The organism is Halalkalibacter oceani, from assembly GCF_023715705.1.
Taxonomy (GTDB): domain Bacteria; phylum Bacillota; class Bacilli; order Bacillales; family Bacillaceae_D; genus Halalkalibacter; species Halalkalibacter oceani_A.
Window position 1 is genome coordinate 18,901 of record NZ_JAMBOS010000008.1, and the last position, 20,630, is coordinate 39,530.

The window sequence follows — 20,630 nt, forward strand, 5'->3', positions numbered from 1 at the left end:
GAAAGGAGAGGCTTATGAATTACAAAGTGGTTGCCCTTAAGCTAATTCGTGCGATTAGCTTGATCGGGATCGTCATCATTTTTGCGATGCCGTTTGTCTGGATGATGTCGACCTCGCTTAAATCACTGGGCGAGACAATTATTTTTCCACCGAAATGGATTCCTGCAGAATTTCATTGGAGCAATTTTGAAAAGGCATGGAATTCGGGTCCGTTTCTGCGGTTTTTCGTTAACAGCATCCTTGTTTCTGTCGGGATTCTTATCCTGCAATTTTGTACGATTATCCCGGCGGCCTACGCCTTCGCACGCTACCGGTTTAAAGGGGATACATTCTTCTTCGGCCTAACGATGATCACGTTGATGATTCCGGCGCAGCTGATCTTTTTACCGGTTTATTTGCAGATGAGCTCGTGGGGGCTGCTTGATACGCTCTGGGCCTTGATTCTTCCCTTCGCTTCAAGCGCCTTCGGTATTTTTCTGTTGCGGCAATCCTTTAAGCAGGTGCCGGAGGAGCTGATTGAAGCGGCAAGGCTTGATGAGGCGAGTGAATGGAAGATCATTATCAAGATTATGGTGCCGATGGCCAAGCCTGTTTTAATTACGTTCGGATTGTTCAGTTTTATTACCCATTGGAATGATTATTTCTGGCCGCTCGTTATGACGACGACCGATGCTTCGCGGACATTGCCGATTGGTGTGACGAAATTGCTGCAAGTCGAAGGCGGGGTCGCTTGGCATATTTTAATGGCGGGCAACATGATTTTGGTTCTGCCGATTTTGATTGTCTTTTTCTTCGCCCAGCGTCAAATCATCCGGGCGTTTGTGTATACAGGAGTAAAATAAAAGCAGGAAGGGGACGATTGAATGAAAATTGTTGCACACCGGGGCTGGTCCGGACAGGCGCCTGAAAATACGCTGGCCGCTTTCCGGCTGGCATTGGACGAGCCGCTCATTACTGAAGTGGAACTGGATGTTCACCTGTCGAAGGATGGCATTCCGGTCGTCATTCATGATCATACATTGGAACGGACAACGAATGGCAACGGAGCCGTCCGCGATTATACGTTCTCCGAGCTGCAGCAGCTTACTGCCGGCAGCTGGTTTGATCAGGAATTCTCAGCTGAAAGGATTCCTTCTTTAGAGGAGGTTTTCCAATTGTTCAAAGACCGCCCGACTCGTCTCGTGATTGAACTTAAGCAGACAGCCGGTTATTATTCAGGATTGGAGGAAGCCGTTGTGAAGCTGATCCAGTCCTATCAGATGGAGCGTCAGGTTACCGTCATTTCGTTTGACCACATTAGTGTGAAGTTGGTTAAAGATGCTGATCCGGCGATTGAAACAGGACTCGTTTATCTTGGCCGGCCGACTCTATTGCTTGAGCAGGCACGCTATACAAAGGCTGGTTTTATTTCGATGCACTATGCCTTTATTACAGAATCAATGGTTGGTGAGCTGCTACAAGCAGGGATAAAGATTGGCGTCTGGACAGTGGATGAAGAGGAGACGTTGAAAAAGCTCACCAGCTTTCACGACGAGCTTCGAGTTACGACAAACCACCCCGAGCGCATCATCGCCCTTCAGGCGGCGCGCTGAGGAAGAGAAAAACTGGCCTTGACCCCTGTTGGCAAAGGCTTCATACGCCAAAGAGCTTGAGACAAAACTAGCTTTGGACCTACTGGCAATGGCTTCAAACACCACAAGCCCGTTGTGAGAAACCCACTCACAACGGGCTTTAAATGCTCATGGGATGGAGGGCAGGCGAAAAGTAAAAGAAACAACCTTTGCCCTGCCTAGTTGGGACGGTGAGTGATTTATTCCTGCAGCTGCTCCCATTCTTCCATATATGTCTCAATCGTTGCCTGAAGGTCATCGATTTTTTGCTGGAGAGCCTGAGCTTCCTCATGATTCGAGTAGACGTCGGGATCACAAAGCGCTTCTTCGCATTCGGCAAGCTCCGTTTCTGCCTGTTCGATATGCTGTTCGAGCTCTTCAATTCGGCGCAAGCGCTGGCGTTCCAGTTTTTTCGCTTCCTTGTCCGCCTCATAATTCCGTTTGTCGGACTGATCTTCGGTTTGGACTGGGCCGGCAGCCTCCTCCTGTTCCAACTTCTCACGCTGCTGCATTTCAGCTTTTTTCGTTACATAGTAATCATAATCACCAAGGTAATTCGTGATCTGACCATGCTCGAGCTCTGCCATTCTTGTCGCAATTCGGTTGAGGAAGTAACGGTCATGTGAGACGAAGAGCAGGGTGCCAGGATAATCAATCAAGGCCGCTTCCAGCATTTCTTTGGCGTCGAGATCGAGATGGTTCGTCGGCTCATCAAGAATCAGGAAATTGGCTTTTTGCATCATTAGCTTCGCCAAGGCAAGGCGCGCCTTTTCGCCGCCGCTTAACGCCGACACTGGCTTGAGCACATCATCCCCACTGAATAGAAAGTTGCCGAGCACGGTCCGGATTTCCTTTTCCGGTAATAACGGATAGTCATCCCACAGCTCCTGCAGCACAAGCTTGTTCGATTTGAGATTCGCCTGCTCCTGATCGTAATAGCCAATCGTTACGTTGCTGCCGAGGCGGATCGTTCCGTCCTGAAGCGGGATCGCCTTCATTAACGCTTTTAATAGCGTCGATTTGCCGGCTCCATTTGGACCGATCAGGGCGACGCTTTCGCCGCGGTCGATCGCCAAATCAAGATTGCGGAAAATCGAGTGCTCGCCGTAGGCTGCATGAAGGCCGGTTGCCCGCAGCACTTCATTTCCGCTTTGTCTGTCAATGTCAAAAGAAAAGGAGGCGGATTTCTCGGAACCGGGAGGCCGGTTGAGCCGCTCCATTTTCTCGAGTTGCTTGCGCCGGCTTTGCGCCCGCTTTGTCGTCGAGGCGCGGACGATGTTTTTTTGAATGAAATCCTCAAGCTTGGCAATTTGATCCTGCTGCTTTTCATATTGCTTTACTTCAAGCTCGTAGCGCTTTGCTTTCTCCTCGAGGTAATTGCTGTAATTTCCATGATATTTGATGGATTTCGTTCTGGAAATCTCAACAACCTTTGTAACAATTTTATCGAGAAAATAGCGATCATGGGAGACGATCAAAATCGCTCCTTTGTAGCCAAGCAAATAATGCTCAAGCCATGTTAATGTAGAAATATCGAGGTGGTTCGTCGGCTCATCAAGAATGAGCAAGTCCGGCTTTGTCAGAAGCAGCTTCGCTAAAGCAAGCCGTGTCTTTTGCCCGCCGCTTAACGTAGAAATTTTCGTGCTGTATTCGAAATCAGCAAAGTTCATGCCGGCAAGCACGGTACGGATATCCGCTTCATATTGATACCCGCCCTTATCTTTGAAAGCAAGCTGCTTTTCATCATATTCCCGCAGCAGCTTTTCATAGCGTGGCGTGTTTTGCAGCAAGTCAGGGTCCGACATCTGCACTTCGAGCGCGCGCAGCTGTTTTTCCATCTGGCGCAAAGGCTCAAAGACAGTCAGCATTTCATCCCAGATTGACAGATTTGATTCGAGTCCTGTGTCCTGGGCAAGGTAGCCAAGCTCTACGCCTTTAGGCAGCATAAGCTCGCCGTCATCGTAAGAAAGCTGTCCGGCAATGATTTTGAGCAAGGTTGATTTGCCGGCTCCATTACGTCCAACGAGCGCAAGACGTTCTCCAGTTTGGATATCCAGCTTAATATTTGATAAAATAGGCTCTGCGCCGAATGATTTTGAAAGATTGATGCACTGTAAAACAATCATGGTTTTCCCTTTCTATCTTCTTGCAAAGATACGACGTGTTTTCTAAAAAAGCTGTATACTGTGAGTGTATCGCAGAATCAATCTTTCAACAACTTATTGAACATGAAACGAAACCACTTACAAACTGTGTGAAATGGTGTACAATGAAAAAATGAGGACTGTGTCCTCGCAGGCAGGAGGGAGGCGCTGATGAAAAGCGAGCAAATGAAGATTCCCCAAGCAACTGCAAAGCGGCTGCCTTTGTACTATCGGTTTTTGGAGAATCTCCAGGCCTCAGGAAAACAGAGAGTATCCTCAACGGAATTGAGTGAGGCAGTGAAAGTAGATTCAGCGACCATTCGTCGCGACTTTTCCTATTTTGGAGCACTTGGGAAAAAGGGCTATGGTTATAATGTCAATTATTTGCTTTCTTTTTTTCGTAAGACACTTGATCAGGATGAGTTGACGAAAGTGATTCTTGTCGGTGTTGGCAACCTTGGAACAGCCTTTTTGAACTACAATTTTTCTAAAAATAATAATACTGAAATTGTGATGGCTTTTGATGTTGATCAGGAAAAAGTCGGCAAGGACATTGGCGGGGTGACGATCTATCATCTTGAGCAGCTGACTGAGCTGATTGATCCAGAGGTGACGGTGGCGATCTTAACAGTCCCGGCCTTTGCCGCTCAAAAGATTGCCGATCAGCTCGTACAATCAGGAATTAAGGGCATCCTTAATTTTACACCGGCCCGGCTGGATGTGCCTGAGGAAGTCCGTGTCCATCACATTGACCTGTCAGTCGAATTACAGGCGTTAGTTTATTTTCTAAAGCATTATCCCGTATAATAGGAATACTCCCAGCGGGAGTATGACGAAAAGCGAAATTCCTCGGCGAAGCTGTTGCTGAGTATGATAAAAGGACAAGGAGGTGCTACCTATGGGATTAGGAGCGGGAAGTATTGCGATTATTGCGCTTGTTGCATTGTTGATCTTTGGTCCAAAAAAACTGCCGGAGCTTGGAAAGGCTGCTGGAAATACACTGCGTGAATTCAAGCATGCGACAAAAGGCTTGGCGGATGAAGAAGACGATAAAAAGAAAGATAATAACAAAGCCTAAGCAGGAAGGGTTTATCCATGGAACAAAAAGATATGTCGGTGATGGAACACATTGTGGAGTTAAGGCGGCGAATAATCATCACACTCGCTTTCTTTGCAGTGGCTTTTGTCGCCGGCTTTTTTTTAGCGACTCCCTTAATCACATATTTGCAAAGCACGCCAACGGCTGCTGATTTGCCGATGAACGCCTTTAAGATGACCGATTCGATCCGAGTCTTTATGACGTTCGCGTTTGCGAGTGCGTTAATCTTAACGTTTCCAGTTATTCTTTATCAGCTGTGGGCTTTTGTCCGACCCGGTCTTCATGAGAATGAACAGAGAGCGACCTTGTCCTACATTCCGCTTGCGTTTTTGCTGTTTTTAGCGGGAATCGCTTTCGCTTATTTTATTTTGTTTCCTTATTTGGTTCAGTTCATGAGCAATTTAGCAGAGCGGCTCGGGATCACGGAACAGTATGGGATTAATGAATACTTTACCTTTCTTTTTCAGGTGACACTCCCATTCGGCGCGCTATTCCAGCTCCCTGTGATCGTGATGTTTTTAACGAGACTGGGGATCATTACCCCAATGCTGTTAAGCCAGGTGCGCAAGCTTGCCTATTTTGTGCTGCTGGTCATCGCCGGGATGATTACCCCGCCTGAAGTTATTTCGCATTTAATGGTCACGGTTCCTCTATTGCTGCTCTATGAATTCAGCATCTGGGTATCCTATGTGACGTATCGAAAAGTGCAAAAGGCGGAAAGAGAACGGGAAGAGGCAGGAGCAGCCGATTCATAATAAAGGTTGAAAAAACGAGCAGGGAACAGGTTCCTGCTCGTTTTTCTTTGAGTAGAGGAATCGATACGATTCTATTGCAACGGCACAGGATATATTCCTTCTTAATTTTAGCAATAGTTTGTGAAATATTGAACAAAGTGTGAAAAATGCAAGATTCGGTAGTCAAATTGATCTACGTCTTATATACTTAACTTATAAAACATTGTGAAAACATTCACAAAATTATTTTATTGAACATGATGTGAGGGGGACTTGTTGATGATTGGACAGTTTTTACGGGAAAACAGGGTGGTAGCAGGGGTTATGGTTATTTTACGCCTCTATTTAGGCTGGGCTTGGCTATCCTCAGGGGTAGGAAAGGTGACAGGGGGATTTCATGCCGGAGGATATTTGGAACATGCAGTGGCCAATCCTGTGATGCAAGGGGAAGAGATTTTATATCCTGCTTATGTGACATTTTTAGAATCAGTGGCGCTTCCATACGCAGGTTTATTCAGTTTTGTTGTTGCCTGGGGAGAGATTCTTGTTGGTTTAGGACTTATTACAGGCATTCTGACTTCTGCCGCTGCTTTTTTTGGCGTAGCGATGAATATGGCGTTTCTATTTGCCGGAACGATTTCGACAAATCCACTGCTTATTTTAATTTCTATTTTTATTATGGCGGCTGGAGCCAACGCTGGAAGGTTTGGGGGAGACCGTTGGGTGCTGCCTTATTTACGCCGGCAGCTTTTGCGTAAGAGAGACGCGGCAAATCTGAACTGTATAGAAGGAAACGGTTTGCTGCAAAAATAGCAGGCAGTAATAAAGAAGCAAGGGGAGTTGCTTTAAAAGTGCTTGGAGATGTGTCAAAGGGGAATGCGCCTTTTGGCACATCTTTTAGCTGTTCCGTTTTGAACGCATTGTCCGGGAGTTTGTTAATCCGCTCAGCAGCATCGAGCGAAAACATCCCTTTCTATTGAGCGGATGGGTTTAAAAATAATGAACAAATGGTATAGAAAAAAAGAATAAATCATGACAATGTGATCTGTTTCACAAAATATTCATTGATCATTTTCTCAACGGCTTTTTCGTTATGTTACAATCGCCTTGTAAACCCTATATTGATAGTGGCAGTAGTAAAAAGCTTGTCTCGGCTCAATTTTAAAGCTCATTTTAATTCGAATGTGAAAAGGTGAGCATTATCTGGGGAGATAAGAAAGGATAAAAATGCGGGATGAGTAGAAAAGCGACCGTGGTGGTTTTCTTAGGCTGGCAGAGGCATGGATATAAGGAGGGTGAGGAAAAATGATTGAGTACGATCCGGTGATATACAGTCGGATATTAACAGGTGTTACGTTAGGCTTTCACGCAATCTTTGCGACAATAGGGGTCGGTATCCCGCTCTTAATTGCATTGGCAGAATGGATCGGGATTAAACGCAACGATGAGCATTACCGTTTGCTTGCCCGTCGCTGGGCGCGCGGGTTTGTGATAACGGTCGCGGTCGGGGTCGTGACAGGAACAGCGATCGGTCTTCAATTAAGTCTGCTTTGGCCCAGCTTTATGGAGGTTGCCGGACATGCGATCAGTTTGCCGATGTTTATGGAAACATTCGCGTTCTTCTTTGAAGCGATTTTTCTCGGGATTTATCTTTACACGTGGGATCGTTTTAAAAAGAAAATTCATCATTGGCTGCTTGTGATTCCGGTTGTAATCGGCGCCTCGGCCTCGGGATTTTTTATCACGACGGTCAATGCTTTTATGAATTCACCCTATGGGATTACCGTGGAGAACGGCGTCATTACGAATATTAACCCGCTTGCGGCGATGTTTAATCCGGCGACGCCGACCAAAGTCGCTCACGTTCTATCATCAGCTTATTTAACATCGGCCTTTATTCTGGCCGCGATTGCCGCGATTTATTTACTACGGGGCAATCAGCATGTTTATCATAAAAAAGCGTTACGTTTAACAATGACTGTCGCTTGTGTCTTTGCCGTTGTCACCGCTCTGATTGGCGATTTGTCCGGTAAATATTTAGCGGAGTATCAGCCGGAAAAGCTTGCGGCGGCTGAGTGGCATTTTGAAACGACGACGGAAGCGCCATTGATCTTAGGCGGAATCCTGACCGAGGATGGAGAGATTGCCTATGCGCTGGAGATCCCGTACGCGTTAAGTATTCTTGCCCACGGGGACCCAGGGGCAGAGGTGATCGGGCTTGAGGAATTTCCGGAAGAAGACTTGCCGCCGATGATCGTCCATTATTTATTTGATTTGATGGTCATAAGTGGTATCTTCCTGGCTGCGGTTTCGATGTTGTTTGTCATTATGAGACTGAGAAAGAAATGGAATGAGTATAACAAGCCGCTGCTGTGGCTGATTCTTGCTGGCGCTCCGATTGCGCTCTTCGCAATTGAAATGGGCTGGTTCTTTGCAGAAATCGGCCGGCAGCCTTGGATTCTCAACGGTTTTATGCGAACAGCGGAGGGAGCGACTACGTCTCAGCATGTGGACCTGATGCTTTATCTCTTTATTTTGCTCTATTTGGTATTGGCGGTTTCATGTGCGACCGTTCTGCGGAAAATGTTTAAATCGAATCCGGTTGAACAGGAATTACGTGATCGGGGAATCGAATAAGGGGGGAGATCATGAATTATGAATTAATCGGAATTACCGTGCTGTGGACATTCTTATACGGCTATTTGATCGTCGCGTCGATTGATTTCGGCGCCGGCTTCTTCAGCTACTATTCGACGATAACCGGCCGGGAGCATATTATCAACAAAGTGATCAACCGCTATCTTTCCCCGGTCTGGGAAGTAACCAATGTCTTTCTCGTGTTCTTCTTTATCGGCATTATTGGTTTCTTTCCGTCGACGGCGTACTATTACGGAACAGCCTTGCTGATCCCCGGTAGCTTGGCGATTGTCCTGCTGGCGATCAGAGGCTCGTATTACGCCTTTTATCACTACGGCTTTCGCGGCAACCGGCTCTATAAGTTTCTGTACGGGGCGACGGGACTGTTGATTCCCGCTTCTCTATCGGTTGTGCTGACGATTTCGGAGGGGGGCTTTATCGTCGTTGAGAATGACAATGTCATGCTTGATTACGGCGCCTTGTTTTCCAGCTTCTACTCATGGTCGGTCGTGATTCTGGCAATTGTCAGCGTGCTTTACATTTCAGCCTGCTTCCTCTCGTTCTACGCCTATAAAGCGCGTGACATGGGGGCGTTTGAAGTATTGAGGGGCTATGCGCTATTCTGGAGCTTTCCGACGATTTTGGCCAGTGTGCTCGTTTTCTTTGCGCTGAATCAGCATAATCCGTTGCATTTTGCCAAGATGCTCGATATATCATGGGTGTTCAGCTTATCCTTTTTGTTCTTCCTTGGCGCCGTTTTTTTCATCTGGAAAAAGCGACAGCTCGGCTTAGCTTTCATCTTTGTGATGCTCCAGTTCGCCACGGCCTTTTTCGGCTATGGAGCGTCTCATTTGCCGTATTTGCTCTATCCACATCTGACCATTTATGACGGCTTTACGAACGAGTCGATGGCGATCGCACTGATCATCGCTTTCATTGCCGGTCTCTGCCTGCTGATTCCGTCGCTCTATTTGTTAATGCGCCTGTTTCTGTTTGATAATAAATATGTGCAAGGACGAAAATAGGAGGTGGGATTATGGACTTTTTTCTAATTATGATCGCACCGATTCTTATCGTCGTAGTGGCGGTGCTCGGGCTTTTCTGGTGGGGAGCAAAGGGGAAAAAGAACTGACGCAAAAGGCTAAAAAGAGCCTCTCATTTTGTTGTTCGATAGGAAAGAAGCTGCTGATCTTCCGGACTTCTTAACTAGACAAAGCGGACGGGAGGGGAGGGCCGACTTCAGCAGGAGGAGAGGGCAGGTTGACATCCACCGGCGTGCCGGTTCGTTCAACGCCCTCCTGCGGAAAGCGTGCCCCCATCCCGGGAGCGGGTTCAAAGCTCTGGATCGTGACAAATACTTATATCAAAAAAGCCTGTCGACTGTCTCGCTTTTCGAGACTTTGTCGACAGACTGAAAGAAGTGACAATGCTCACTTCTTTTTTTTGTTTTGCTTTTGGACTTGCTTGATGACCCGGCGCAGTCGAAAAAAGCGCAGAGAGATCATGAAGTCGATTGCGGCGAATGAAATAATTAACAGGCTCCATACGGTCCAGCCTGTGCTGCTCACGCTTTGAATCGCGAAAAAGACGAGCAGACAGCCGACAAAGAAGTAAAGAAGCGCCATCGTCAATGGCGATGCTCTCATAATAATCCTCCTGTAATCATTGACATCTGCTGTTCAATTTCCTCAAGCTGTTGCAGCCATCGCTCAATATCATCAGCGAGCAGGACGTTCACGACTGAAACGAACAGGTTAAGCGCGATGTGGGCGACAATCGGGACAAGGATCCGTTTTGTTCTGACATACAAGTAGGCAAAGACAAAGCCCATCGCTGTGTAAACGAGTAAGTGAGTGAAGTCAAAATGGATCGCCGCGAAAATAAGAGAGCTGATGAAGCCGGCAATCCAGAAATTAAACCGTTTATACAATGTCCCGAAAATGATAAGACGGAATACGACCTCTTCCAAAATCGGTCCGATCACGGAAACGACGATAATAAAAGCAGGTAACGCCTGGGCAAATTCGATGATTTGCTGCGTGTTTTCAGAACCTGGTTCAATTCCGAACAGATACACTTCAATTAAAGCGGCCGCATATTGGGCTGCAAATACCATAAAGACACCAATAATTGTCCAGCGTACTGCTTCCCCGCGCGAAGAGCGTCCGCGAATGAGATGGCGCTCCCGCATATCGGGTATTAGAAGCAGAAGAATGATAACAAGGCCGATACCGAAGCTAAACAGGCTCCAAATCCCGGGAATCCGCTCGTTTGCAACGCCGAATTCTTTGAGAATGAATACACCCGGTATCGCCGAAAGCTGCATGATGACATATGTGATCAGAATCCACCAATATCGTTTATTCAATATGCTTTTCTCCTTTTTATATAAGGTCTATACATAAAAAACACTACTTATAACTAGCAGGCATCTTCTCATTTTATCATATTTCATCACGAAAAAAGAAGGGATGCGCCCGGTTGAATCGAAATGAACAGAGAGGGAATAAGCAGGAAGGATTTGGAGAAGCTAGAGGAGAAAAATGACTCGTTTTGTCGTTAATTTTTTTGATAAAAGACTTGCAAAACATGGGCGATATGATTATCATAATAATTGTGTTAGCACTCGATGATAATGAGTGCTAATAAAATTATAATCAAAGGTTTGAAGGAGGGTGTTTTCCTTGTTAAAGCCATTAGGTGATCGAATTGTGATTGAATTAGTTGAATCTGAGGAAAAAACTGCAAGCGGAATTGTGTTACCGGATTCTGCAAAGGAAAAGCCTCAAGAAGGAAAAGTCGTCGCTGTTGGAACCGGACGTGTAACGGACAACGGTGAGCGTATCGCGCTTGAAGTAAGTGAAGGTGACTCAATTATTTTCTCTAAATATGCGGGCACTGAAGTGAAATATGACAACAAAGAATATCTCATTCTTCGTGAAAGTGATGTTCTCGCTATTATCGGTTAAGGATCGAAAATAGGATCTACATACAATCAATTAGGAGGTAGAAACGATGGCAAAAGACATTAAATTTAGCGAAGACGCACGCCGTTCAATGCTTCGCGGTGTTGATGCATTAGCAAATGCTGTAAAGGTAACCCTTGGACCAAAAGGACGCAACGTCGTTCTTGAGAAGAAGTTCGGTTCTCCATTAATTACAAACGATGGTGTGACAATCGCCAAGGAAATTGAGCTTGAGGATGCATTTGAAAACATGGGTGCAAAGCTTGTTGCTGAAGTAGCGAGCAAGACGAACGATATTGCAGGGGACGGGACAACAACTGCAACGGTTCTTGCACAAGCTATGATTCGCGAAGGACTTAAAAACGTCACATCCGGTGCTAACCCGATGGTGATCCGCAAAGGTATTGAAAAAGCTACAGCAGCAGCTGTGGAAGAGCTTAAGAATATCTCTAAGCCAATTGAAGGAAAAGCGTCTATCGCCCAAGTTGCAGCGATCTCTTCTGCTGACAATGAAGTTGGCGAAATCATCGCAGAAGCAATGGAACGTGTCGGCAATGATGGCGTTATTACAATTGAAGAGTCTAAAGGATTCTCAACTGAGCTTGAAGTCGTAGAAGGTATGCAATTTGACCGTGGTTACGCTTCTCCTTACATGGTAACAGATTCTGATAAGATGGAAGCTGTCCTTGACAATCCTTATATTCTGATCACTGACAAGAAGATTTCTAACATTCAAGAGGTTCTTCCTGTGCTTGAGCAAGTGGTACAGCAAGGCCGTCCAATCTTAATCATTGCTGAGGATGTAGAAGGCGAAGCGCTTGCGACTCTAGTTGTCAACAAGCTTCGTGGTACATTCAACGCCGTTGCTGTGAAAGCTCCTGGCTTTGGTGACCGTCGTAAAGCAATGCTTGAAGATATTGCAATCCTGACTGGCGGTGAAGTGATCACTGAAGATTTAGGACTTGATCTTAAGTCTGCTACCATTGAACAGCTCGGACGTGCCAGCAAAGTTGTTGTGACAAAAGAGAACACAACAATTGTCGAAGGCTCTGGTGCAGCTGATCAAATTTCAGCCCGCGTTAACCAAATCAAAGCACAAGTGGAAGAAACAACTTCTGAATTCGACAAAGAAAAGCTGCAAGAGCGTCTTGCTAAGCTTTCCGGCGGTGTTGCTGTTCTTAAAGTCGGTGCTGCGACAGAAACTGAGCTTAAAGAACGCAAGCTTCGCATCGAGGACGCTTTGAACTCTACTCGCGCTGCTGTTGAAGAAGGAATCGTAGCCGGTGGTGGTACAGCACTAGTGAATGTCATTAAAGCTGTTCAAGCGGTTGAAGCAGAAGGCGACGAAGCAACAGGTGTCAACATCGTTCTTCGTGCTCTTGAAGAGCCAGTTCGCCAAATCGCTCACAACGCAGGCCTTGAAGGTTCCGTGATCGTAGAACGTCTTAAAGGCGAAGCAGTCGGCCAAGGCTTCAATGCTGCGACTGGCGAGTGGGTAAACATGGTTGAAGCCGGTATCGTTGACCCAACGAAGGTGACACGCTCTGCCCTACAACACGCAGCATCTGTCTCTGCGATGTTCCTCACTACTGAAGCAGTAGTAGCGGACATCCCAGAAGAAGGCGGCGCTGGCGGCGGAATGCCTGACATGGGCGGCATGGGTGGAATGGGCGGCATGATGTGATGACCGCTCAAACCCTTGATATATAAGGGTTTTGAAGTGATGTGCTAACAAAATGCTAACATTAGGTATATAAAAGAGGCTTCTCATTAGTTGATTAAACTTAAACTTTTGAGAAGCCTCTTTCTTTTCTTACGTTAGAAGGAGTTTTATTAATTCTATTCTATTGTCAAATCGTTAGAGAAGGAAAAGGAATGTTCTTTAGTCCTTTTTTGCGAAATACTTGGATATAAAGTAACAATAAATTCTCTTAGATTAATTCCTATGTGTTTTTTTGGATCTTCTTGCAAGAGTTTATTTGCTATTCTAATTCCTGCCCATATAGTTTCACAGTACCTACTGAGGCCGGTGGACTAATATTTGAATATGTGGAATTGTTTGAAAGTCGGATTGGTACGATACTTGAATTGTAGATGAAGGTTTTTAAAATGGTAAGTCAATATCTTCTATTGTTGCATTTTTTTCAGTTTTCTTGGTATTTGCAAGATGACCTTCATCCTTGGAACTAGTCGAAATAATCTCATGACATTTAGGGCAATCAATCATTACATCTTCTAGATGAAAACCTACATATCCATGAGTACTTTCTTGTATTGCAAAGATTAAATCCCACTCCAACTCAAACTCATAATTACAATCCTTACAATATAATACACAAGTACCAAAGTTGTCTGTTTCTTCATTAATTCTCTTTTTATTTTTCCTTTTTTTCTTACCCATAAAACACACACTCCCTATAAACAAGTCTAATTCTTTTACTATATTTTCGCTACTGAAAATAATCGATGAGCCTTTTAATCAAACTAGAACATTTTACTAGTATGAAGAATTTAGACTGTTAAATAAGTGCATTCTTGGCTAAACTAGAGTTAAAGATTTTAATGATTGGAGTAGTCTTATGGATATTCAAGAACAGCTCAATCAAGCATTAAAAGAGATTAATAGATTAAAAAATGAAAATATACAATTAAAAAAGGATCTTTATAAAGTACAAGGTCGTAATACATCTTATATTCGAGCATCTAATATAAAGAAAACAGCGACTGATTTTACTCCTAAAGAAAGAGCTGCAATTTTACTATTTATGAACCTATTTCGGGGAAGATCTGATGTTTTTGCTCAAAGATGGGAATCGAGTACTACAGGTAAATCTGGTTATTCACCTGCATGTGAAAACGAGTGGGATAAAGAGCTTTGTCGGAAACCTAAAATCAAATGTCAGGATTGCTCTCATCGATTATTTCATCCCTTAACTCCCCAAGTTATTTACGAACATTTAAGTGGGATAAAAACTGTGGGAATATATCCGTTACTTGAAGATAATACGTGTAATTTTCTGGCTGTAGACTTTGATAAAAAACAATGGCAAGAGGATGTACGCGCATTTATTGAAACCTGTAAAAACTTAGAGTTACCATATCACATCGAACGCTCCCGTTCAGGAGAAGGAGCTCATATTTGGTTCTTTTTTGAAAAGGCAATAAGTGCTTCGTTAGCTAGAAAATTTGGAGTAATTCTATTATCGAAAACACGTGAAAAACGCTTTGAAGTTGGAATGGATTCCTTTGATAGAATGTTCCCTAATCAAGATCTATTACCTAAAGGTGGTTTTGGCAATCTGATAGCTCTCCCATTACAGAAACAAGCAAAAATGAAAGGGAATAGTGTCTTTGTAAATGAGTCATTTCAAGAATTTGAAGATCAATGGCAATATCTATCGTCGATAAAAAGGATATCTGAAAAAAATATTTCACAAATAGTAACAAATTATTTCGATGAAGAAAGCCCTATTAAGGTAAGAGAGAAAATTGAGAATATTGACTTGCCAAAAGAAGCAACTATCGAGTTAAATCGAGGTATTGAAATTCCTAAGATGTTATTACCTAGTAAGATACTTAATGAATTACAAAAGCTTGCAACATTCGGAAATCCAGAATTTTTCAAAGCGCAAGCAAAGCGTTTTTCCACTTATCGAATTCCTAGAATGATTGATTGTGCTCAGATTGATGACAATATGCTCATATTACCAAGAGGTTTATTAGAAAAGGTGAAGGGAATTTTCTCTAAATATAAAATATCTCTAACAATACTAAACAATCAATTCGTAGGAAAGTCCATTGATGCTAAATTTTATGGTCAACTTACTATCCAACAAGAGGATGCTGTTACTTCTATGGCTAATTACGATAATGGAGTATTAGCAGCAGATACTGGTTTTGGGAAAACAGTGACAGCTGCAGCATTAATTTGTAGAAATGAAACCAATACACTTATAATTGTGCATCGAACACAACTAGTTGAGCAATGGAAAGAGAGATTATCAACTTTTTTAAACATCCCAGTAAAAGAAATTGGTCAAATTGGTGGTGGGAAAAATAAACCAACCTATAACATAGATATATCTACAATTCAATCGCTTAATCATAATGGTTTAATAAAACCTGAGTTACATCATTACGGGCAAATTATCGTGGATGAATGTCATCACATTTCTGCCGTCAGTTTTGAAAAGGTATTAAGAGCCGTCCAAGCGAAGAAAGTGTATGGTTTAACAGCTACCCCAGTTAGGAAAGATGGTTTGCACCCAATCATATTTATGCAATGTGGACCTATAAGATATAAAACGAATAATAAACAGCAAGCCAATATTCGACCGTTTAAACAAACTCTTGTCAAAAGAGAAACATTAATGAAAACGAATGAAACTGATATACAAGCTATATATTCTTTGTTATCTACTAATAAAGAACGAAATGATATGATTTTTAATGATGTTCTACAAGCTCTAGATGAAAAGCGATCTCCTATAGTGTTAACGGAACGTTTAGACCATATAAATGAGCTATATGAGCTTTTCAAAGGATTTGCTAAAAATATTATTATCCTATCAGGAGCTATGAAGAAGAAAGAACGGCAACAAGCGCTAGAAAAATTAATTAAATTACCTGATAGTGAGGAGAGATTGTTAATTGCAACAGGAAAATATGTTGGAGAAGGATTTGATGATTCTAGATTAGATACACTCTTTCTAACAATGCCAATCTCTTGGAAAGGAACATTACAACAGTATGTAGGACGGCTTCACCGGGATCATAGTGATAAAGATGAAGTAAAAGTGTTTGATTATGTAGATTCGAACGTGGATGTTTTACAGAAAATGTTTGAGAAGCGATTAAAGGGATATAAAAATATTGGTTATAGTCTATATGGTGAAAACAAAGAGAAAAGCCAACAAATTCAATTATTCTAGAAAGAAAGCTTTATAAACAATTTAACAAAAGGTTCTACTTTTTGTTTTAGCTGCGAGTCTATTTAGTAAGTTTGCAAAAAAGCTGTTCTTCATGGATTTCAGATAAGATTGAAAAGAGGTTGGTGTAAATCAGAAAATATATACCTTTTACCAAAGGTTTTATTAAAATTGGTTTAGTAGGTATATGCAGAGCAACGATGGTATTCTCAATTTAAGGATATGTTTCAGTGAAAGAGGTGAAGCCAATGTTCGAACAAATCAATCAGAAAAAAACTCTTCTAGATGCCAATCGACCATTACCCAAATATACAGTCAAAAGTTTACGTGAAAAGTTATTACTCGAATGGACATACAATACAAATGCAATTGAAGGAAACACGTTAACTATCAACGAAACGAAGGTCGTTCTAGAAGGAATTACCGTTGGTGGCAAAACTCTACGTGAACACTTGGAGGTTCTGAATCATCGTGATGCGATTCACTTTGTAGAGGAGATTGTACAAAAGGCAGAACCTTTATCGGAGTGGCAAATTAAGAATTTACACAGACTTGTACTAAAAGGTATTGATGATGAATATGCAGGTGTATATCGGGACCAGCAGGTTTTTATTTCTGGGGCTAAACATATACCGCCAGCTCCCTTCCTCATAAAAGAAGAGATGGAGCAGCTGATGGCATGGTATGACCAAGCAGAAACAAAAGAATTGCATCCGGTTGTTCGTGGAGCTATGTTACATGCTATTTTTGTTGGAATTCACCCATTTATTGATGGAAACGGCCGGACATCACGCTTGTTATTAAATTTAGAACTAATGAAAGATGGTTTTCCACCAATTGTTATTAAAGTGGAAAATCGCCTAGCTTATTACGAAGCATTAGATAAAGCACATACACAGAAAGAATATGATGACTTTATTAAGTTAGTTACAATCGAAGTAGAAGATTCATTAAACCTTTATTTAAGTGCAATAAATTAAAATGCTTAGTTAATTTACGTATTGAGTAAAGTCGTCAGTAAATGTATTTGTAAAAAAGGTAAACAACAAACACTACACCATCTATCTGCGATCACTACTCAAGCCGTGTGGAGTACGGTGGGAAAATGCGACAGATATCAGCTTGAAGTTGCTAACATTTTGCTAACGCAATCCCATAAAAAACGGTAAATCTACGTTAAAGATGTTACAGTCAACAATATCTAAAACGTTTATTTACCGCGCTTTTTGCACCTCACGTTAAAGATGTTACACACTCAAAGCTTACGGGCGGCGTGATGTAATCTGCCCCCCCTCAACCCTTGATATATGTGAGTTTTTGAGTAAGGTGAGAGTGGAATGCTAACATTTTGCTTAACATTGAGGTTAATTAACGGAGGCTTCTCATGAGTTCGCTGAACTTTTGAGAGGCTTCTTTTTTCATTTCTTGGGTTAAACAACTTATTGATTTCATGTTCTCGTACTCGAATGGTTTCGGGCTTTAGATCTTTTTGCTTCGCTGTAGACAAGTAGCCACTCTTTTGCAAAATCGCTAAAAATCTTATCTGTTTCTTCTAAATATGTTCCTTGGTTCAATTCATGAACTATAGTGGCTGCAGATTCTTCAGCTTCTTGTTGTGGAGGCTGCAGGCATAGAAGAAGGGGAGGTAGTGGACCAAGAGTTTAGGTTTTAAGTATAGAGATTTAATAGGAGTATTGGAAGCGAATTCACATCTTGCATAGAAGAAACAGTTTATTTTGAAGCAGGGGGGAGTAAAGATATAGGGGATAGCCTTAGGTATGAATGACGAAACAACGGCCTGGTCCCTATTGGAACAGTAAAAAGGCGTAAGTCAGGGACTATTGCTAACAAATCCTATGCCACCATTACTGCTCCAATTGAGCTACGAGAGAATCTTTAGATTACGAACTGTTGTGGAAGATTAAATTGATTCGCAGTAGGTAGATGTTGTAGTGGTGGATAGACGGAAAAAGCTGAATCTGTAAGCTCTAAAAACCTGAAATAGGTGAAAGCCTTTGAGAATCTCAAAGGCTTTTTCTTTATATATGTTGTTTTATGTTTCATTTAAATTTGGTTATTGCAATTTATTTATTAAAATTTGTAAAGGTAAATTCTTTATAAATACTGGTGTTTGGGTTTGAGTTTTGAAAGGAGGTAAAATTTTCTGACAATTGTATTGACTTAGATATTCGTATCGATTATTAATTAAAATAACAAAAAGCAACATAACAGAAAATAAAGTAACAAAAAGGAGTTAACATCTATGCAAACCATTTTTAAAGATGTTGTAGTAATTGGGGGCGGTGTAATTGGTACTGCTATTTTAAGAAAATTATCATTCTACCAATTAGAGATAGCGTTGGTTGAAAAACAACCAGATCTTTGTGAAGGGGCTAGTAAAGCAAACAGTGGGATTATTCATACAGGGTTTGATGCCCCCCTAGGAACAATAGAAGCGGAATGTTTAAAACGGTCAAGGAATTTATGGCCACAACTAGTAGAAGACTTGAAAATTCCATACATTCCTTGTGGTGCTGTAATGGTAGCCACTACTGAGGAAGAAAAAAACATAATAGAAGGAAAATATATCCCAAATGCTGAGGCAAATGGAGTAGAAGTAGAATGGGTGAGTATAGAAGAGCTATTAGAGACAAATCCTGCGGTAACAAGCAAAGCTATTGGTGGATTGGTTATTCCAGAGGAAGCTATTTGCGATCCTTTTACTGCAACACGTGCTTATGCTGAATTAGCAGCTCTCAATGGCGCTGAAGTACTATTAGGAAATGGAGTAGTCGGTATTGAGGAAATACCAGAAGGACTAAAAGTCACCCTTGAAAACAAAGAAGAAATTGTAACTAAGTATGTTGTTAACGCAGCAGGAGTTTATTCGGACCAAATTGCTAGATTCATTGGTGACGAAAGTTTTCTTATTACACCTAGAAAGGGACAGTTTTTGCTAACGGAAGAAGCAGTAGAGGTCTCCCAAGTAATTCTTCCTGTTCCAACAGCTAAATCCAAGGGCACCTTAATCTCACCAGTTGTTTTTGGAGGCTTCCTTCTTGGACCTACAGCGGAAGATCAAGAGGATAAAGATGATCGATCTACTTCTCCTGAGGGAATAGAGCAAATACTAAAAGGGTGTGAGAAATTAATTCCTGATGCAAGAGGATATGATAGTATCCGTCAGTTTGCAGGTGTGCGGGCTGTCTGTAGTTTAGGAGACTTTGTTATTAAACCTTCAGATGTTAATAACCATATGATACATGCTGCAGGTATTCGTTCAACTGGTTTATCGGCTTCTCCAGGAGTAGCCGAAATGGTTGGAGAGAAACTAGAAGAAGCGGGCTTGGAGTTGAGAGTAAAAGAAGAGGCGCTTACAGAAATTCCAAATCTTTTTAGTGATGATGATGATGAAACTGGAGAAATTATCTGTTTATGCCGGTCCATTTCAAAAGGAGAAATTATTAATGCTTTTAAAGGCCCTATTCCTCCTGTTACGATTGATGGCGTTAAAAGAAGGACCGGAGCAACACTAGGGGAATGCCAAGGGAACTGCTGTATACCTAAAATAATGGATTTGATGAAGGAGAATGGTTCACAGCAACCATTAAAAGGTTTACAGAACTCATATTTAACTGTTAAAGGGGGGGAAACCTCATGCACTACGAACTAGTTATTATTGGGGCAGGTTTAATGGGTATTAGGTCAGCCCTTACTGCTAAAGAACTGGGAATTCAAAGCGTATTACTGGTAGATTATGAAAAAGAAATAGGCGGCTTTGGATCGAGTCTATTTGAAAGAGAAGAATTTCAAAAGGAAAAAGGTTTAATTGAAAGGGCAAAGAAATTGCCTTATGAATGTTGGCAACAAGCTACGGTTGTAGGTTTTTTTGCAGGAGAAAACGGAGAAACTCATGAATTCAGCATTCAAACCCCAACAGGTACGAAAGAAATCCTCGCAGATAAGATAATTTTAAGCTCAGGTACTCTTGAAAAGCCACGAGAAGCCCATCAAATCGGAGGTACACGTCCTTCCGGGATAATGACTCCTTTAATGGCTTTAAGTCTACTGGAGAGAAACCAGCTCCCAGGCTATCAAAGTATTGTTTTTGAGAACGGTAAGGTGTCCGCAGCCGTTGCAAATTTATTAGAAGAGCATGGAAGTCACGTTACAAGAATTGATGGAGAAATAGAGAAAGTTATCGACATCCAAGGAAACTCTCGTATTAGTAAAGTAACATTTGAGAATGTGGTGACAGGTGAGTTTACTAGTTATGAATGCGACACTTTAGTATTTAGTGAAGGTGCAATTCCGTGTACTTTTTATTTAAAGGGCACTTCGATTGAAAGAGATGAACACCATTTTATTGTCGTTGACGAAAAGGGGAAAACCAACATCCCTGGGATTGTCGCGTTGGGAAGCTGTACAAACAAGACCGATAAGTTTGATTACCATTCCGAAGCTCAATCTCATGGAATCATTAGGGAATTAATGACTGTTTAGATTAGGGAG

19 protein-coding genes are annotated in these 20,630 nt (G+C 42.4%); 15 read left to right on the forward strand and 4 right to left on the reverse strand.

Annotated elements, in window-relative coordinates; all coding sequences use genetic code 11:
* Positions 1-14: 14 nt before the first annotated feature.
* The gene (locus M3212_RS09845) at positions 15-842 is read left to right on the forward strand and encodes a carbohydrate ABC transporter permease (RefSeq protein ID WP_251193797.1); all 828 of its coding nucleotides are present in this window, start codon (positions 15-17) and stop codon (positions 840-842) included.
* A gap of 21 nt (positions 843-863) precedes the next feature.
* Positions 864-1,592, forward strand: a complete 729-nt coding sequence (locus M3212_RS09850; protein WP_251193798.1) for a glycerophosphodiester phosphodiesterase — start codon at positions 864-866, stop codon at positions 1,590-1,592.
* Between the two features lie 218 nt (positions 1,593-1,810).
* Here the strand turns inward: M3212_RS09850 and M3212_RS09855 are convergent, their stop codons facing one another.
* Positions 1,811-3,736 (reverse strand): ABC transporter ATP-binding protein, encoded by a 1,926-nt coding sequence (locus M3212_RS09855; RefSeq protein WP_251193799.1) that lies wholly within the window; start codon positions 3,734-3,736, stop codon positions 1,811-1,813.
* A gap of 189 nt (positions 3,737-3,925) precedes the next feature.
* Here M3212_RS09855 and M3212_RS09860 point away from each other — a divergent pair, with 189 nt between their 5' ends.
* The 7 genes from M3212_RS09860 to M3212_RS09890 all read left to right on the forward strand — a co-directional run bounded on the left by M3212_RS09860 (position 3,926) and on the right by M3212_RS09890 (position 9,356).
* Positions 3,926-4,561, forward strand: a complete 636-nt coding sequence (locus tag M3212_RS09860) for a redox-sensing transcriptional repressor Rex (RefSeq protein WP_251193800.1) — start codon at positions 3,926-3,928, stop codon at positions 4,559-4,561.
* A gap of 91 nt (positions 4,562-4,652) precedes the next feature.
* Positions 4,653-4,832 carry a twin-arginine translocase TatA/TatE family subunit gene (locus tag M3212_RS09865; RefSeq protein ID WP_251193801.1) on the forward strand — a complete coding sequence of 60 codons (180 nt, stop codon included), beginning with the start codon at positions 4,653-4,655 and terminating at the stop codon, positions 4,830-4,832.
* Between the two features lie 17 nt (positions 4,833-4,849).
* Entirely contained in the window at positions 4,850-5,608 is a 759-nt protein-coding gene (tatC, locus tag M3212_RS09870; RefSeq protein ID WP_251193802.1) for a twin-arginine translocase subunit TatC, read from the forward strand.
* A 258-nt stretch (positions 5,609-5,866) separates the two neighbouring features.
* Positions 5,867-6,400 (forward strand): DoxX family protein, encoded by a 534-nt coding sequence (locus M3212_RS09875; protein ID WP_251193803.1) that lies wholly within the window; start codon positions 5,867-5,869, stop codon positions 6,398-6,400.
* A gap of 492 nt (positions 6,401-6,892) precedes the next feature.
* Positions 6,893-8,224 (forward strand): cytochrome ubiquinol oxidase subunit I, encoded by a 1,332-nt coding sequence (locus tag M3212_RS09880; protein WP_251193804.1) that lies wholly within the window; start codon positions 6,893-6,895, stop codon positions 8,222-8,224.
* Positions 8,225-8,235: 11 nt separating this feature from the next.
* Complete coding sequence (locus M3212_RS09885; RefSeq protein WP_251193805.1) at positions 8,236-9,249, forward strand: cytochrome d ubiquinol oxidase subunit II; 1,014 nt, start codon at positions 8,236-8,238, stop codon at positions 9,247-9,249.
* Positions 9,250-9,260: 11 nt separating this feature from the next.
* On the forward strand, positions 9,261-9,356 hold the full coding sequence (locus tag M3212_RS09890; RefSeq protein WP_251193806.1) for a DUF4349 domain-containing protein: 96 nt from the start codon (positions 9,261-9,263) through the stop codon (positions 9,354-9,356).
* Positions 9,357-9,654: 298 nt separating this feature from the next.
* On the opposite strand, the gene M3212_RS09895 is transcribed toward M3212_RS09890, so the two are convergent.
* On the reverse strand, positions 9,655-9,870 hold the full coding sequence (locus tag M3212_RS09895; RefSeq protein ID WP_251193807.1) for a YdiK family protein: 216 nt from the start codon (positions 9,868-9,870) through the stop codon (positions 9,655-9,657).
* On the reverse strand, positions 9,867-10,592 hold the full coding sequence (locus M3212_RS09900; protein WP_251193808.1) for a CPBP family intramembrane glutamic endopeptidase: 726 nt from the start codon (positions 10,590-10,592) through the stop codon (positions 9,867-9,869). Before M3212_RS09900 ends, M3212_RS09895 begins: the two co-directional genes overlap by 4 nt.
* Before the next feature lie 316 nt (positions 10,593-10,908).
* On the opposite strand from M3212_RS09900, the gene groES reads away from it, so the two are divergent.
* Positions 10,909-11,193, forward strand: coding sequence for a co-chaperone GroES (gene groES / locus M3212_RS09905; RefSeq protein WP_251193809.1), 285 nt, complete (start codon positions 10,909-10,911; stop codon positions 11,191-11,193).
* 46 nt (positions 11,194-11,239) lie between these two features.
* Positions 11,240-12,874 carry a chaperonin GroEL gene (gene groL / locus M3212_RS09910; protein WP_251193810.1) on the forward strand — a complete coding sequence of 545 codons (1,635 nt, stop codon included), beginning with the start codon at positions 11,240-11,242 and terminating at the stop codon, positions 12,872-12,874.
* A gap of 420 nt (positions 12,875-13,294) precedes the next feature.
* Here groL and M3212_RS09915 read toward each other — a convergent pair whose 3' ends face one another.
* Positions 13,295-13,591: a hypothetical protein gene (locus tag M3212_RS09915; protein WP_251193811.1), complete on the reverse strand. Its 297-nt coding sequence runs from the start codon at positions 13,589-13,591 to the stop codon at positions 13,295-13,297.
* 178 nt (positions 13,592-13,769) lie between these two features.
* On the opposite strand from M3212_RS09915, the gene M3212_RS09920 reads away from it, so the two are divergent.
* The 4 genes from M3212_RS09920 (at position 13,770) to M3212_RS09935 (ending at position 20,621) form a co-directional block, all read left to right on the forward strand.
* Positions 13,770-16,121: a TOTE conflict system archaeo-eukaryotic primase domain-containing protein gene (locus tag M3212_RS09920; protein ID WP_251193812.1), complete on the forward strand. Its 2,352-nt coding sequence runs from the start codon at positions 13,770-13,772 to the stop codon at positions 16,119-16,121.
* A gap of 245 nt (positions 16,122-16,366) precedes the next feature.
* Positions 16,367-17,098: a Fic family protein gene (locus M3212_RS09925; RefSeq protein WP_251193916.1), complete on the forward strand. Its 732-nt coding sequence runs from the start codon at positions 16,367-16,369 to the stop codon at positions 17,096-17,098.
* Positions 17,099-18,381: 1,283 nt separating this feature from the next.
* Positions 18,382-19,791 (forward strand): NAD(P)/FAD-dependent oxidoreductase, encoded by a 1,410-nt coding sequence (locus M3212_RS09930; RefSeq protein WP_251193813.1) that lies wholly within the window; start codon positions 18,382-18,384, stop codon positions 19,789-19,791.
* The gene (locus M3212_RS09935) at positions 19,776-20,621 is read left to right on the forward strand and encodes an NAD(P)/FAD-dependent oxidoreductase (protein ID WP_251193814.1); all 846 of its coding nucleotides are present in this window, start codon (positions 19,776-19,778) and stop codon (positions 20,619-20,621) included. Before M3212_RS09930 ends, M3212_RS09935 begins: the two co-directional genes overlap by 16 nt.
* Positions 20,622-20,630 lie beyond the last annotated feature (9 nt).

Bases quoted from the DNA above. Each gene is read 5' to 3' on its own strand.
- M3212_RS09865 (WP_251193801.1), top strand. From the start codon at position 4,653: ATGGGATTAGGAGCGGGAAGTATTGCGATTATTGCGCTTGTTGCATTG.
- M3212_RS09880 (WP_251193804.1), top strand. From the start codon at position 6,893: ATGATTGAGTACGATCCGGTGATATACAGTCGGATATTAACAGGTGTT.
- M3212_RS09845 (WP_251193797.1), top strand. From the start codon at position 15: ATGAATTACAAAGTGGTTGCCCTTAAGCTAATTCGTGCGATTAGCTTG.
- tatC (WP_251193802.1), top strand. From the start codon at position 4,850: ATGGAACAAAAAGATATGTCGGTGATGGAACACATTGTGGAGTTAAGG.
- M3212_RS09875 (WP_251193803.1), top strand. From the start codon at position 5,867: ATGATTGGACAGTTTTTACGGGAAAACAGGGTGGTAGCAGGGGTTATG.
- M3212_RS09925 (WP_251193916.1), top strand. From the start codon at position 16,367: ATGTTCGAACAAATCAATCAGAAAAAAACTCTTCTAGATGCCAATCGA.
- M3212_RS09855 (WP_251193799.1), bottom strand. From the start codon at position 3,736: ATGATTGTTTTACAGTGCATCAATCTTTCAAAATCATTCGGCGCAGAG.
- M3212_RS09860 (WP_251193800.1), top strand. From the start codon at position 3,926: ATGAAAAGCGAGCAAATGAAGATTCCCCAAGCAACTGCAAAGCGGCTG.
- M3212_RS09850 (WP_251193798.1), top strand. From the start codon at position 864: ATGAAAATTGTTGCACACCGGGGCTGGTCCGGACAGGCGCCTGAAAAT.
- M3212_RS09895 (WP_251193807.1), bottom strand. From the start codon at position 9,870: ATGAGAGCATCGCCATTGACGATGGCGCTTCTTTACTTCTTTGTCGGC.
- M3212_RS09935 (WP_251193814.1), top strand. From the start codon at position 19,776: ATGCACTACGAACTAGTTATTATTGGGGCAGGTTTAATGGGTATTAGG.
- M3212_RS09930 (WP_251193813.1), top strand. From the start codon at position 18,382: ATGCAAACCATTTTTAAAGATGTTGTAGTAATTGGGGGCGGTGTAATT.
- M3212_RS09920 (WP_251193812.1), top strand. From the start codon at position 13,770: ATGGATATTCAAGAACAGCTCAATCAAGCATTAAAAGAGATTAATAGA.
- M3212_RS09915 (WP_251193811.1), bottom strand. From the start codon at position 13,591: ATGGGTAAGAAAAAAAGGAAAAATAAAAAGAGAATTAATGAAGAAACA.
- groL (WP_251193810.1), top strand. From the start codon at position 11,240: ATGGCAAAAGACATTAAATTTAGCGAAGACGCACGCCGTTCAATGCTT.
- M3212_RS09885 (WP_251193805.1), top strand. From the start codon at position 8,236: ATGAATTATGAATTAATCGGAATTACCGTGCTGTGGACATTCTTATAC.
- M3212_RS09890 (WP_251193806.1), top strand. From the start codon at position 9,261: ATGGACTTTTTTCTAATTATGATCGCACCGATTCTTATCGTCGTAGTG.